The 13,699-nt window shown below is 60.2% G+C and carries 15 protein-coding genes and 1 pseudogene; 8 read left to right on the forward strand and 8 right to left on the reverse strand.

The window, feature by feature from the left end:
- Window positions 1-37: 37 nt before the first annotated feature.
- From ACZZ0A_RS08340 to ACZZ0A_RS08375, 8 genes are all read right to left on the reverse strand, one after another.
- Window positions 38-601, reverse strand: a complete 564-nt coding sequence (locus ACZZ0A_RS08340; RefSeq protein ID WP_463542845.1) for an N-acetyltransferase family protein — start codon at window positions 599-601, stop codon at window positions 38-40.
- A 157-nt stretch (window positions 602-758) separates the two neighbouring features.
- Complete coding sequence (locus ACZZ0A_RS08345; RefSeq protein WP_463542846.1) at window positions 759-2,174, reverse strand: ATP-binding protein; 1,416 nt, start codon at window positions 2,172-2,174, stop codon at window positions 759-761.
- Window positions 2,171-2,833, reverse strand: coding sequence for a response regulator (locus tag ACZZ0A_RS08350; RefSeq protein ID WP_463542847.1), 663 nt, complete (start codon window positions 2,831-2,833; stop codon window positions 2,171-2,173). Before ACZZ0A_RS08350 ends, ACZZ0A_RS08345 begins: the two co-directional genes overlap by 4 nt.
- A gap of 11 nt (window positions 2,834-2,844) precedes the next feature.
- Complete coding sequence (locus ACZZ0A_RS08355) at window positions 2,845-3,489, reverse strand: tetratricopeptide repeat protein (RefSeq protein ID WP_414894042.1); 645 nt, start codon at window positions 3,487-3,489, stop codon at window positions 2,845-2,847.
- Window positions 3,486-4,295: an SDR family oxidoreductase gene (locus tag ACZZ0A_RS08360; RefSeq protein ID WP_463542848.1), complete on the reverse strand. Its 810-nt coding sequence runs from the start codon at window positions 4,293-4,295 to the stop codon at window positions 3,486-3,488. Before ACZZ0A_RS08360 ends, ACZZ0A_RS08355 begins: the two co-directional genes overlap by 4 nt.
- Window positions 4,282-4,956, reverse strand: coding sequence for a TenA family transcriptional regulator (locus tag ACZZ0A_RS08365; protein ID WP_095047431.1), 675 nt, complete (start codon window positions 4,954-4,956; stop codon window positions 4,282-4,284). Before ACZZ0A_RS08365 ends, ACZZ0A_RS08360 begins: the two co-directional genes overlap by 14 nt.
- A complete protein-coding gene (locus tag ACZZ0A_RS08370) occupies window positions 4,953-6,434 on the reverse strand; it encodes an AMP-binding protein (RefSeq protein ID WP_463542849.1) in 1,482 nt (493 codons plus the stop codon). The genes ACZZ0A_RS08365 and ACZZ0A_RS08370 overlap by 4 nt, the downstream gene beginning before the upstream one ends.
- Entirely contained in the window at window positions 6,424-7,101 is a 678-nt protein-coding gene (locus ACZZ0A_RS08375; RefSeq protein ID WP_150794668.1) for a thermostable hemolysin, read from the reverse strand. The genes ACZZ0A_RS08370 and ACZZ0A_RS08375 overlap by 11 nt, the downstream gene beginning before the upstream one ends.
- Window positions 7,102-7,310: 209 nt before the next feature.
- On the opposite strand from ACZZ0A_RS08375, the gene ACZZ0A_RS08380 reads away from it, so the two are divergent.
- The 8 genes and pseudogenes from ACZZ0A_RS08380 (at window position 7,311) to ACZZ0A_RS08415 (ending at window position 13,699) form a co-directional block, all read left to right on the forward strand.
- Window positions 7,311-7,859, forward strand: coding sequence for a cytochrome b (locus ACZZ0A_RS08380; RefSeq protein WP_463542850.1), 549 nt, complete (start codon window positions 7,311-7,313; stop codon window positions 7,857-7,859).
- Window positions 7,860-7,995: 136 nt separating this feature from the next.
- The gene (locus ACZZ0A_RS08385; RefSeq protein ID WP_463542851.1) at window positions 7,996-8,874 is read left to right on the forward strand and encodes a tetratricopeptide repeat protein; all 879 of its coding nucleotides are present in this window, start codon (window positions 7,996-7,998) and stop codon (window positions 8,872-8,874) included.
- Between the two features lie 108 nt (window positions 8,875-8,982).
- The gene (locus tag ACZZ0A_RS08390; RefSeq protein ID WP_123374929.1) at window positions 8,983-9,195 is read left to right on the forward strand and encodes a DUF4287 domain-containing protein; all 213 of its coding nucleotides are present in this window, start codon (window positions 8,983-8,985) and stop codon (window positions 9,193-9,195) included.
- 13 nt (window positions 9,196-9,208) lie between these two features.
- Window positions 9,209-9,689: pseudogene (locus ACZZ0A_RS08395) on the forward strand (GNAT family N-acetyltransferase).
- Window positions 9,690-10,335: 646 nt separating this feature from the next.
- The gene (locus tag ACZZ0A_RS08400; protein ID WP_007910704.1) at window positions 10,336-10,698 is read left to right on the forward strand and encodes a DUF6124 family protein; all 363 of its coding nucleotides are present in this window, start codon (window positions 10,336-10,338) and stop codon (window positions 10,696-10,698) included.
- A 136-nt stretch (window positions 10,699-10,834) separates the two neighbouring features.
- A complete protein-coding gene (locus tag ACZZ0A_RS08405) occupies window positions 10,835-12,376 on the forward strand; it encodes a phospholipase effector Tle1 domain-containing protein (RefSeq protein ID WP_463542852.1) in 1,542 nt (513 codons plus the stop codon).
- Entirely contained in the window at window positions 12,376-13,032 is a 657-nt protein-coding gene (locus tag ACZZ0A_RS08410; protein ID WP_123593879.1) for a DUF2931 family protein, read from the forward strand. The genes ACZZ0A_RS08405 and ACZZ0A_RS08410 overlap by 1 nt, the downstream gene beginning before the upstream one ends.
- Before the next feature lie 10 nt (window positions 13,033-13,042).
- Window positions 13,043-13,699, forward strand: a complete 657-nt coding sequence (locus ACZZ0A_RS08415; RefSeq protein ID WP_463542853.1) for a DUF2931 family protein — start codon at window positions 13,043-13,045, stop codon at window positions 13,697-13,699.

Raw genomic sequence — 13,699 nt, forward strand, 5'->3', positions numbered from 1 at the left:
CCCGCAACGTTTAAAGGTGCGGGGCGCAGGAATGTCGCTACAGACTCAGGCGATGAATGACCTGGTGCGGATCATCAGGATCGCTGTGGGTTTCAAAGCCCAGTGATCGGGCGAGGTCGCGCATGCCCGTGTTGCTGGCGGAATCCACCGAATACAGCTGCTTGAAACCGTTGTGCCGGGCAGCCTTGATCAGGTGTTCCATCAGCAACGTGGCCAGGCCCAGGTGCATCCACTCATCGGCGACCGTGACGGCGCATTCACAGTCCTGCTCGCCCGTGGCGGCGTAGCGGCTGATGCCGATCTCGATCAATTCGCCATTTTCGTGAACCAGTGCGATGAAGGCCGCGCGTTGTTTGTAATCGACGTCCATCAACTGATCGAGCAACGCGGTGCCCGGCTCACTGATCTGTGCGAGAAAGCGCAGGTGTCGGGACTCGGGCGACAAGCGCTTGATGAACGCATATTCGCGTTGGCGATCCTTGGCGGCCAGGGCACGGACCAAGACGTGGCGGCCATCCTTGAGCGACTCGATCCAGTATTCACCTTGGTGCGCGGCATAGGCCGGCGCCGCGCGGTCATTGTGGTCTTTGACAGTGAGCATGAGATGAGCCTCCATCGGGGCTGAACGAGCAACGCGCAGGAGAGTGCGCTGAGTCTGTTCTACACCGATGTCAGCCCCGGGAACTGATCTGGATCAGATTCCGACACGCGGCCACTGTTTTTCAGCGGGCGATGGTGCTTCTGTTTCCGCAACAGGCTCAACTCTGCGGCGGTTCGCGGGTGCTGCGTTGCGATGCGGGGCGCGGTTGCCCGTCGGGAATCGACAAGGTTGCGCGTAAACCACCTTCGGCGCGGTTGGCCAACGTGATTCGTCCGCCCAACTGCGTGGCGATGGTGTTGACGATAGTCAGCCCCAGCCCCGCGCCGTGGGCATTGCCGCGACTGTAGAAGCGTTCGAACAAGCGCGCGCGGTCCGCTTCATCGATGCCCGGCCCCTGATCTTCAACGCTCAAGTGATAGAAACCCTCGGCCTGACTGAGCAGCACGGTGATCACGCCGTGTTCGGGGGAGAAGTTCGCAGCGTTGGTGATCAGGTTGTTCAGGGCAATGTCGATCGTGCCGGGGCTGGCCATGATGTTGAACGGTTCAGCGCTGTCTTCAAAAGCCAGTTCCAGGTGTTTGCTCAGCAACCATGGCGTCAGTTGCACCAGGCTGTTGCGCACGGTTTCGCTGAGGTCGATGGGTTGCAGCGGCGGTGGATTGGGTTTCGGCTCCAGGCGCGCCATGGTCAGCAACTGGTTGACCAAGCGACTGGTGCGGTCGACCCCGGCGATCAGAAACGCCAGCGATTCGCGGCGCTCCTGTTCGGTGCCAGCCTCCTGCAGATTCTGCGCATGCACCCGCAGCACCGCCAGCGGCGTACGCATCTCGTGGGCGGCATCGGCGATAAAGCGCCGTTCGCGGCCAAGCACTTCCTGAATCTGCGCGAGCATGCGGTTCAGCGCCGCTTGCATCGGTTCCAGCTCACTGGGCAGCGGCGCCAGTTGCAACGGTTCCAGCGAACCACTGTGACGGGCGCGCAGAGTTTCGGCCATGTTCGCCAAGGGCTTGAGGCCCCAGCCGATGGCCAGCCAGACCATCGCCGCGAGCAGCAAGCTGCCGACCACATTCGGCCACAGGGTGTGGCGGACGATGCGGTCGACCAGATCGGCGCGCACATCGTCACGCTCACCGACCCAGATGCGCAGGCCGTTCTGTTTGTCTTCAAGGAGAAAAGCGCGCCAGTGCCGATTGTTCAGATCCACCACATCGCTGAAGCCGGGCTGAGTCGGCGGCGCCCTGAAGGACGGGGCGCTGGCGGTGTGCACCAACACATCACCGGCAGGATTCCACACCTGAAAAGCGATTTTGCGTTCGTACGGATGACCCTCGCCGCGCGGCACCGCTTCGCCCAGCGCCGAGTTGAACGCCTGGTACAGTTCGGCGTGCTGTTTGCTGGCCAGTGGCATACGCATCACGCCTTGCAGCAGGCGCGCGTTCTGCGCCAACTGCGCGTCGTAGACTTCGGCGATTTCGTGGTTGCTGTCGTGCAGGTTGAAGGTGCTGAGCACCGCGAGGCCGGCCAGCAACAGGCCGATGATCAAGGTCAGCGTGCGGCGCCGGATCGAGGTCATCGACGCTCCTCCACCAGATAACCGACACCACGGATGGTGCGGATCAGGTCGGTGGAAAACTTCTTGCGCAGGTGATGGATGTGCACTTCGAGGGTGTTGCTTTCGGCTTCTTCGTTCCAGCCGTAAAGCAGCTGCATCAGTTGATCGCGGGTCATCACTCGGCCCGGCGGCGATAGCAGTTCGTGCAGCAACTGATATTCCTTGGGCGTCAGGGCCACAGGCTGGCCCTGATAGCTGACTTGCTGGGTGCCGGGGTTAAGGCTGATGCCGGCATGCTCGATCAACGCCTGGGCGCGCCCGGCACTGCGGCGCAACAAGGCGCGCAGGCGTGCCTTGAGCTCGTCCAGGTCGAACGGTTTGATCAGGTAGTCGTCGGCCCCGGCGTCGAGCCCGGCGATGCGATCTTCGGTAGCGTCGCGCGCGGTAAGAATCAGCACCGGCAGATTCGAACCGCTGTCGCGCAGGCGGCGCAGCACTTGCAGGCCGTCCATGCGCGGCAGACCGAGATCGAGCACGGCGACATCGAAGGTTTCGCTGAGCAGCGCATGCAACGCGCTGCTGCCGTCCTTGAGCCAGTCGACGGTGTAACCCTCGCGGCCCAGCGCCTGATGAATGCCTTCACCCAGCGCCTCGTCATCCTCAACCAGTAATAAACGCACGCGGACTCCTGTCAGTCGAGTTTCTTGTTCACGTCCACCAGCAGGGCGGCGATCTCTTTGCGGCGCCCGGCATCGGCACTTTCCCGGCCCGGGCGCGGCGCGGCTTGCTGGGCTTTGAGCAGCGCAGCTTTGGCTTCAGCGTAGCGCTTCTGACGGTAGAGGTGATCGCCCCAGAAGTACAGGCTGTCGATGCCGTTGGGGTTGAGTTGCAAGGCTTGCTTGAGCAGTTGCTCGGCCTTGTCGCTGTCGCCGAAACCGATGGGCCAGCCGGGCACGCGGTCATACAGCGCGGCGAGGCTGGTGTAGGCCGAGCCTTGCAGGGCTTTGGGGTCGAGGGTCAGGGATTTCTCCAGGTCAGCCTTGGCGTCCTTGGCTTTGCCCAAGGCACCGAGGCCGCCCTCGGCACCGGCCCAACTGCTGGTGACGATGCCTTTCCAGATCCACGCTTCGGCCACCGCCGGGCGCTGCGTGGTGAACGCGTTGGCCTCGCTGGCCAATTGTTCGAACGCGGCGGCGCGTTGTTTTTCCGCCACTTCATATTGAATGTGCGCCCAGCTCTGCTGGATGCCCTCGAGGCGTTGCTGGTCGGCCGGTTCCAGCGCCCAGACACTTTGACTCAAGGCGGCGAGCAACAGGCATGCGGATAGTTTTTTCATGGCTTTGGCGACTCGTGGTCAGGTTTTTCACTGAGACGGCGGATCAACGGCAACTGCTTGCGCAGGCCTCGATCCACCAGATGCGGGAGCAGATTGTTCAGGCGGACGAAGAAGCGTTCCGGCCAGCCCAGGTAAAGGTCGCGGCGATCACCGGCAATCGCATGGATCACCGCTGAGGCTACGGTTTGCGGATCGTCGACGTTGGCCTTGAGTGCGTCGTTCAGTGCTTGCGCGGCGGCGCTGTTCATCGAGGTGCGCGTGGCGCGCGGCGCGACGTACAGCACGCTGACCCGGGTGTCGGCGAGCTCCCGGCGCAGTGCCTCGGAAAATCCGCGCAAAGCAAACTTGGTCGCGCAATAACTGGCGTAACCCGGGTAGCCGATCGAGCCGTAGGTCGAGCCGACGTTGACCACCATGGCGCTGTCGGCCTGCTTGAGCAGCGGCAACAGCAGTTTGGTCAGGCACATCGGTGCACTGATGTTTACCGCCAGCATCGCGTTGATGTCGCTGTCATCCAGCTGTTCGAGCATGGCGAAGTGATTGACCCCGGCGGCGTTGATCAGCAGGTTGATGCCGCCGATGGCTTCGGCGGCGACCAGCACTTTACGACGGTCGCTGAGGAAGGTCAGGTCGGCGCCGACCCAGCACAACGAGTCGGGGTAGCGCTTGAGCAACGGCAGCAGAGCCTCCTGATGCCGTGCCACCGCGAGCACGTGGGCACCGGCAGCGCACAAGGTTTCGGCGATGGCCAGACCGATGCCGCCACTGGCACCGGTCAGCACCACCCGCGCGTCACGCAGCTGCATGTTGAGCCTCCGCGTCACGCGGCAAGCCACGGAACATGTCGGTGTACAGGCGATAGACGACCTTCGAGGCATGGATCACGGCGGCTTGATCGGCAGGGTCTTCCAACTGATTCATCAGGCGCCGATAGGTTTGCATGTGCTCGATGTCGAGTGAGCCGTGGGAACTCAAGTAACTGAATGCCGTTTCCGGCAACGCCAGACGTTCGCGAATGCTGCCCGCCGCGTGGGTGGCCAGGGCGATGCTGGTGCCTTCGAGCACATTGACCATGCCGAACAGACCGACCGGATTGCCACGGGCGATCAGGTCGTAAAGGAAGCTGACCATCAGCTCGATCGACAACGACGGCTGACCATCGCGCACCGCATCGCGATCGCCGCCACATGCAGCGATATCGTTGAGCACCCAGTGCTCGTGGCCGTATTCATCTTCGATGTACTCGGCCACCGCTTTGCGCAGCCATTCCAGACGCGTCGGCAGGCGTGCACCGCAAGCCATCATCAGCGGCACGGTGTGGCGCACGTGGTAATACGCCTGCGCCAGAAACGCCCGATAACTGTCGAGGCTGACCTTGCCTTGCAGGGCATCGACGATGATCGGCAGGTTGAACAGTTCGTGGCGTTCCTGTTGCGTGGCTTCTTGCAGGGTGTCAAAAAAACTCATGATGCGGACTCCTCGGAAACAGCGGATTCGGTCAATTGGTTGTGGTACTGCGCGACGATGGCGTCGCGGCGCGGGCGGCCATTGGCGGTGAGCAGGCCATTGGCGGCGGTGAAGGGTTGCGGCAAGCGCGTCCACTGATGCACCTGGGCGTAATCGGGCAAAGCCTCGTTGGCTTCGGCGACGGCAGCGGCCAGTTCGGCGTCGGTGCAGTCCGGGCGATGCGGCCAGAGCAGGGCGTGATTGCGCGGCAAAGCCTCGCCGTAAACGAACGCCTGGGCGATATGGCGGCGCTGGGTCAGCTCCGACTCGACCCATTCCGGGTTGACGTTGCGCCCGAAACTGGTGACGAACTGGTGCTTCTTGCGGCCCTTGAGATAGAGAAAACCTTCCGGGTCGAACTCGCCCAGATCGCCGCTCGGCCACCACTCATCGGCGTACGGCGCGTCCCCCAGATAGCCGAGCAACGTCGAGCCCTTGATCAGCACTTCGCCGTCCTCGGCCAGCCGCACTTCGACATGCGGCAACGGCCGGCCGACGCTGCCGGGGCGGCGCGCGCCGGGGCGATTGAGGCACACCACCGAGGCGCATTCGGACAGGCCGTAGCCTTCGTAAACCGGCAGCCCGACCCGTTGCGCACGGTGCAGCAGATCCTCCGAGACGCGCGCACCGCCGACAGCGGCAAAGCGTAGGGTTTGCGGGTCGAAGGCTTTTTGTTCGGCGGCGCTGACCAGTAACAACAGCAACTGCGGCACCAGGATCAGACTCTCCGGCGCACGGCTGGCCAGATAACCGAGCAAGCGCGGAATGTCGACGCCGCTGGCGCCCTGAATGCCGAGGGTTTTCTGGCTCGGCAAACTCAGCATGGCGCCGGCATACAGCGCGGCATAGCAACCGAGGTTCTCCAGCAGAATCGCCAACGGCAACAGCGCCAGATGATGCTGCGGGCCGGTGGCTTCGCTGGCCTGATCCAGCTCCTGCGCGACCCGCAACAGGCTGTCGGCGCTCAGGCACACACCTTTCGGCGTGCCGGTGGTGCCGGAGGTGAAGGTGAGTTTTGCGGTACCGGCCGGCATGCGACTGGGGCCACTGAAGGAGCGGCACCAGAACTCGCCACGTTGTTCATAGCCAGCCGCGAGCAGTTCGGCACCCAGTTCCGGCTCGGCAATGACCCGTTCGGCCTGGCTCTTTTGCAAACAATGAGCGCGTTGCGCCGCACTGAAAAACGGCGGCAGCGTCACGCAGGTCAGGCCTTCAAACAGCACGGCAAGATCCCAGAGCATCGCGTCGACGCCGTTGTCCAACGCCAGCGCAATCACCTGCGCCTGCTCGTCGCGCAAACGCTCCTGGCGATACAACACTTCGGCGTACAGCGTGGCGTAATCGAGTTTCAGCGTGTCGCCCCACAGGGCCGTCGCGTTGTCATTGCGCCGGGCATGGTCGCGCAGGGTTTCCTGGAAGCGTTGCAGTTCAAGCGACATGGCAGGCTCCTTCAATCGAAGTCGGCAAACCCAGGCGAGTAAACAGGCCGATATCGCGCAAATGGACGAACCCGGCGCGGATGTTGCCGACATGCACCCAAGGTTTACTTTCGTAATAACTGCCCCAGTGTTGACGCTCGTCACCCAATCGTTCCGGGTCAGCGGCGCACAATGTCACTGGCTTCAAACCCAGGCGATGGAAGCTGTTGACCAGGCCGATGTTGCCGGTGAACGTCACCCATTCCAGGCCGCCCATGGCCAGCAGGTAGGTGATGGCGATGATGCTAAGGCGCGCGCTGCCGGTGTCGCTGGCGGCGAGGTTGCCGACTTCGACGATGGCGCTGCGCTCGACCGCACGATCCGCCGCCGCGCTGATTAGCGGCTCGATCGGCTCATCCAGATAGCGCTCAAGGAACAGTGATTCCAGATGCGCGCGACGCACCCCGGCCACGGCGCACAACTCGCCATCGCCGTTGTGCATGCCGAACAGCTCGGGCATGAAGTGGCGAATGTCGGCGCCGTGGGCCTTGCGAAAGCGTTGCTGGATAAAGCTTTCAAACGTCGCTCGCAGAGTGTCGTCGGGCAGCGCGCCGGTCAGTGTCATCTGCGGTGTTTCGGCTTGACCGAAGCGCAGGGGCAGGGCGATGTTCCAGTCAAAATCGGGCATGGGCAGAACGCCTCCCTCAATAGGTTTGAGGCGAGTATCGGAGGCATTTCTTAACGAAGTCTGAAGGTGAAAAAAGGTTAACGTGAGGGTCTGTCTTCAGACTCTCTTAAGACTGGGCGGGCAGGGTAACGCCGTCGGTTCGCCCAACAACCGGAGCGAGGCGGTCGAACGAATCGGCCGTCACTCACGACAATCACGAGGCGCAGCTTATGAACCGCGACACCGCCGTAACCCGTTATGGAAAACTCTCAATCACCCTGCACTGGCTGATGCTGGCGCTGTTTGTCGGCGTCTACGCATGCGTCGAAATCAAGGGCTACCTGCCCAAGGGCAGCGAAGCACGCGGCTTGCTGATGGGCTTCCACGGCCTGTTCGGCGCGAGCATCTTCGCTCTGGTCTGGCTCCGCCTGCTCGGCCGCCTCAGCCCACGCCCGCCGATCACGCCCAAACCCCCTGCGTGGCAGACCGGTATCGCGCACCTGACACACCTGGCGCTGTACGGCCTGATGATCGCCACGCCGATCCTCGCCTGGCTGATGCTCGCCGCCGCCGACAAACCGTTCCCGTACTTCGGCTTCCACGTCCCGGCGCCCGTGGCCATCGACCCGGACTTCGCCAAACAACTGAAGTACTGGCATGAACTGATTGGCAGCACCGGCTACTGGCTGATCGGGCTGCACGCGCTGGCGGGGTTGTTTCACCATTATTGGGTGCGGGATAACACGCTGGTGCGGATGCTGCCGGGCCGCACCGAATAACCCTGATCGACTACAACCCCTGTGGGAGCGAGCAGGCTCGCTCCCACAGGTTTTTCTGGTGTTTTCGAGTAACCGACACTTCAGGTTTTGCGCCTGCCTGCCGATGAAATCTGCACGATTTCAACGGATGCCATTCATGAACAAGGTAGTTGCTGTACTGGCGCTTACTGCCCTCGTTGCAGGCTGCAAGAGCACTCCACCCAATCCTCAGGGAGAAAGCCTCACCGGCACCCGCTGCATGGTGTTCTCGAGTGTGAAAGACCTTTCCACCGAACACCTCGACTATGTTCGCGAAGCCAGCAGCAACGGCAACCTCAAGTGCAAGATTGCGCTTGGCGTGTTGTATGAGTTCGGTCGTGGCGGCTTATCACCAGATGTGCGCAAGGCCCGGGCCCTGTATGAGTCTGTCGCTGTCGTGGATGGCGCCGGGTATGAGCAACTGGCGCGCATGGCCGATGAGGGCAGCGGTCAGGCGCCCGATGCTGTCGAAGCGCGACGACTTTATCAATTGGCGCTCGCGCATCGTCAGAGCGTCTACAGCGAGTTCGCGCTGGCACGGTTGATGGAAGCAGGGCGAGGCGGCCCACAGGATCTGTCCGGGGCGCTGACGCATTACCTCAATGCCACTCAGCGCATCGATGACGAGGCATGGGCCGGCGTGCAGCGGGTCCGCGCCCAGGTGTTGACGCTGACCACCGAGCAGACACAGCGCTACAACGAAAAATGGTACGACGGCGTCGGCAACAGCCTCGCAGCAGCGATACACGATACCGAGTTGCTGTTGAACAGACAGATCAAACCCGGCACCGCGAGCAAGCCCGTCACGCTGGAGGCGAAAGGCAAACCCGGTTCGCTGGTGCCGCACATCACCTTGGTCGAAAGCTCCGGCAACAACGACGTGGACCAAGCGGTGGTCAAGGCCCTCAGCGAATACCGTTACCCGGCGCAGCCGATTTTGAAGGCTGGGCAGGAGTCCTGGTCATCAGAGTTTCCGGTCAAGGTCGGAGTGAACTGAACTGGCCGGGCCGGGCCACTTGCCGGAACAGTCTCTCGCGTCCACTCTATGACCTGCCGACAAGGAGCGTCCGCCGACCCTCCGTCGTGACCACAGGGAGCTTGCAGCATGAGCGAAGACAACAAGGTAAAAGGCCCGGCGTCGTACTTTCCCTCCATCGAGAAAAAATACGGCCAGCCCATCGATCACTGGCTGAGCCTGCTTGCCGGCATCACCGACAAGAAGCACATGGAACTGGTGGCGTGGCTCAAGGAGGAACACGGCATGGGCCACGGTCATGCCAACGCCTTGGTTGCGCATCATCTGGCGGGTAAAAAGTGAGGGCAGGGCAGCGATGAATTTCTCCCACCGGCCAGTGACGGGCCGACGACGTCAACACCCTCTGCAGCTTTCCCCAAGGCGAACAAGAGCTGTTCTTCATGTTCCCGAAAGCCAACTTCCCGCTGACGGAAGAGCAGATGCACAGCGCAATCAGCCAACGCTTCGACTCCACGGCTTTTCTGGCCAACGGCGAGTTCGTCGGCTTCGCCAATTTCTACCGCGCTGAGCACGAAGGCATCTGCTGCATCGGCAATGTCATCGTCGCGCCCTACGCCCGAGGCCAGGGTGTGGCGCGGTACATCGTCGAGATCATGACCGCGCTGGGCTTCGAAAAATACCAGGCCAAGGAAGTGCAGCTCTCCTGCTTCAACGAAAACACCGCAGGCCTGCTGCTCTACCCAAAACTCGGCTTCGTGCCGTTCTCCATCGAAGAGCGCCCGGCGCCGGGTGGTGGGCGCTCAGCGCTGATCAACATGACGCGCCACCGACCATAGCCATCCCCCAAACCCTGTGGGAGCCGGGCTTGCCCGCGATGACGCCAGCCCGGCCACTGCGAGCCCCGAGCCCAACACAAAACCTGTGGGAGCGAGCCTGCTCGCGAAGACGCCAGCCCAACCAACCCAAATCCCAAGCCAGACTCAATCCCCTGTAGGAGTGAGCCTGCTCGCGATAACGCCAGCTCAGCCACCACCAATCCCAACTCAACCACATATCCCTGTGGGAGCGAGCTTGCTCGCGAAGACGCCCACCCAGTCACCCCATCAACCACTGACCGAAATAAACAGTAAAAACCACCACTGTTTAAACGAAGCCTCAAGTAACCACCGAAACCCTACAACGCCTTGCGCCGTTCCCTACGACTAAGCCAGAATCCGCCGGCTTGTGCGTCTAGGGCGCGGGTTCTATCGTCTGTCGGTCGCTGAAAAACAGCGATCGGGTTTGGTAGCCCTGAGTTTTCGTAGATTGCATAAGCATCATGATTCGCAGTGTCTGTTCGACACGGCTTTTATGGTGGTCATGCACAGGGCGTCTTCGGGCGCGCCGGTTTTCTACGTCCCGGTCTACCAACCTGCGCATGGCCGCCACCCTCGTTTGGTAGCGAGAGTGATGGCTCCTTTTTTTGACGTAGGAGCTTCATCAATGATCAAACCAACACCCAACCCACCTGAAATCGACCCCACATCCCCTTACGAATCCCCCGATTCCAAGCGATTCCACGAAGCCGCCGAACGCGCCCTCGACCACTACCTCAAACCCGCCAGCCAAATCATGGCCAGCACCCAACAACCCGAACGCATGTACCTCGCCAACCCGAAGTACAACAGCGAATCCCTGCTCGCCAACGCCAGCGAAACCCTCGGCTCCGCCAGCGAAATGCTCCTCAACTTCGCCGCCATGCTCGACACCCCGCACCGCAAAACCGCACTGGGCATCGCCCAAGTCGTGATGCTCGGCGAAATCGCCGTCAACCAAGCGCTGGATAACGTCGAAATCGCCAGCTAACCCCCACCCCGACGAGGGGAAACCCTCGTCGAACCCCGCGGTCACACCCTGGCTGGCACACGGCCACGGCTTGCGCCCCCCAGCCTCGGCTGTCAACCTTCGGGCCGTTCTCAAGGATCAGAACCAGGAATCACGGATGAGTGGCTACGTACCCAACCCCCCGAAAAACTACCGCTACGAAGAAGCCAAACCCGTCGATATTCACGCCCAGCGTTGGGCTGAGTATGAGAAGCATGGGAAAGAACCTGCGCGCGAACCTGAGAAAATCGGGATAGCGCTGAGGATTGGGGTTTTCTTTGATGGCACTGGGAATAATGCGAACAACACGGCGGCTGGATTGCTGTGTGGGGCGCAGCATCCGATTGCGCCGGAAGATATTCCTGCTAGCTGTCAGCCTTATATGGGGGATCCTGACAGCAGTTATGGTGCTGGCGCGACCAATGTAAAGAAGCTTGCCGACCTGTATTACGAAGCTCCGATTGCTGAAGGAGAGGGACCGATAAAGCAGGTATCCCGCCCTTTGTACATTGAAGGCATTGGTACTCAATCCAATGAAGAAGACAGTTTGGTCGGTCAAGGCATGGGGCGTGGAGAGACAGGAGTCGCAGGGCGTGTTCAGACTTCGTTTACCTTCATCAAACAAGTCCTTGAGGATGCCCTTCAAGAGAATCCGAACAGCGAAATTACATCGATCACCTTTGATACTTTCGGATTTAGTCGGGGCGCAGCGGCAGCCCGCCATTTCTCAAATGAAATCGTAAGAGGCAAGCAGGGGCCGCTTAGGGATCTATTGACCACTTACGCCAATAATTTCTCCCGGACCTTTGTCGACCAGTACGGTGGCAGCATCCGAATGGGCTTCATTGGGCTGTTCGATACAGTGCCGTCAATTGCTGGCTTCACAAATTTTGGCAGGGTGAAAAGCCCCATAGCACCGGGCATAAAACTGTACCTTGATCCGCGCTTTTTCAAGGACGTCGTCCACTTGGTTGCTCGCGACGAATGTCGGGCCAACTTCGCCCTCAGTAAAGTTAAACCCGACTATCCAGAATACGCATTTCCAGGTGTCCACTCGGATATCGGGGGCAGCTACCTCGATGAAGTCGAAGAGTGTGTTTTGGTCAGTCCCATGCAAACGCTTGATGTTTGGAGCAACACTGACGTGAAAACAACCTCGATCTATCAGGATGCCGCTCGGGTAAAAAGTCAGTGGGTAGCCAAAGGCTGGCCTGCTCATCTTTTGGAAATCGTAACGCCCACTGCGCTTGCTTTGCCGGCCGATCCGCAAGATCGTTTCGGGCCTAAGCAAAAACGCGTATACGCTGGGCTACAACTCAAACGCCCGGTTAGTGGCAAACTCTCAACGGTTTACTTGAGAGTGATGTATCAGTTGGCCAAAGAAAAAGGTGTCCCGTTCACCGACATTCCTGGACGAACCGAGTATGCCGTTCCCCAGGAACTGCAATCGCTTTGTGACAGGTTCATCGCCGGCGACTACAGCACCACCGCAGAAGAAGAGCAATTGCTGAAACTGAAGTACATCCACACCTCTGCCAACTGGAACCATCCCCAAGGGAGACGTGACGGCAGCGGCTTGAGGGCCGTTTACATCAATGCACCAACGGAGGATGGCATTCGCGTGCAGCATCCTCACGTAGCTGACTGGAAGCTTTGGTAATGAGAATACTCGTAGCTCTATTGAGCGTTTTGGCCTTCACAGGCTGTCACGCAACAAGCTCCAACTCAGGTGAAAATGATCCCAAATACCCGTGGTGGGAGCTGGCGTTCATCAAACCCAATTTCATGAACGTGTGGGTTGAAGACAGCTCCGTGGAAGACATTGACGGTAAGACCTTTCTGCGAGCCGGGGGAGGGAACGCCAGCGGTGCAGAACCAAATGACGACAAAGAATCGGCGCGCGGTTGGATAGGTGTTGGTGGTACAGGCAAACCGGTTATTGGGGCAGGGCTACCTAAGCGGATCTTTGTCCGCTGGCAATCGATTCCAGAGCAAAAAACTTACCGGGCGTGGGTAGATATTCCTGAAGAAGCCAGACAAGTGATGGTGACGTCTACCCATCAGCGCTGCCCGGAAACTCCCGAGAAAACAGCACGCTTCATGGCCTCCGTCTATTTGGGACTCGCCCCTGGTGGTGTGGTGCAAGTGTGGGTAAGAGATTTATGCCGGCGCCCAGTGAAAGTCGCTCGTGCCCAGGCTGAGTTGGAGCCGCTGGGGCCCGAGTTGGGTAAGAATGGTGGTCAATATGCTTATCCCATCAGTGAAAAGGCCAAGCGGTATATAGACAAGTACGGCATTCCCTATGGGAGTTGGTAATCGTCACCCGATGAAACAACTGATAACGATGCTTGTTGCTTTGTTAATTACCGGTTGCCAGTCAACTGATCCGCTTTCCACAAAAAATGATCGTAGGTCTCCATGGTGGGAACTCGCGTTCACCGAGCCTAATTACATGAAGGTTTGGGTAGAGGACACTGCAGTGGAAGACATCAAGGGCGAGACGTTCTTGCGCACTGGTGGAGGATCCGCCTCAGGTGGCCAACCGGAAGACGGCACAGACTCTGCCCGTGGTTGGCATGGCGTGGGAAGCACAGGAAAAGCTGTTGTTGGTGCTGATCTTCCCAAACGTATCTATGTCCGTTGGCAATCCATTGCTGAACCGCAAACGTATAAGGTCTGGGTCGACATTCCAGAGGAAGCCAGACAACTCATGCTTGAGTCCGTCAACCAGCGCTGTGCAAAAACACCTGAACAACAGGGGCGTTATAACGCGTCTATCCACTTGGGCCTGGCGCCCGGTGGAGTCGTGCAAATCTGGGTCAGGGACTCATGCCACCATCCTGTCAAAGTCTCCAGAGCAGAGGCGGAGATCGAACCGCTAGGGCCTAGTCAAGGCAAAAACCAAGGACGCTACGCGTATCCCGTCAGCGAAAAGTCCAAGCGGTATATCGAGAAATTTGGCATCCCTTACGGGAGTTGGTAA

The sequence above is a fragment of the Pseudomonas sp. AC242 genome (assembly GCF_979258655.1).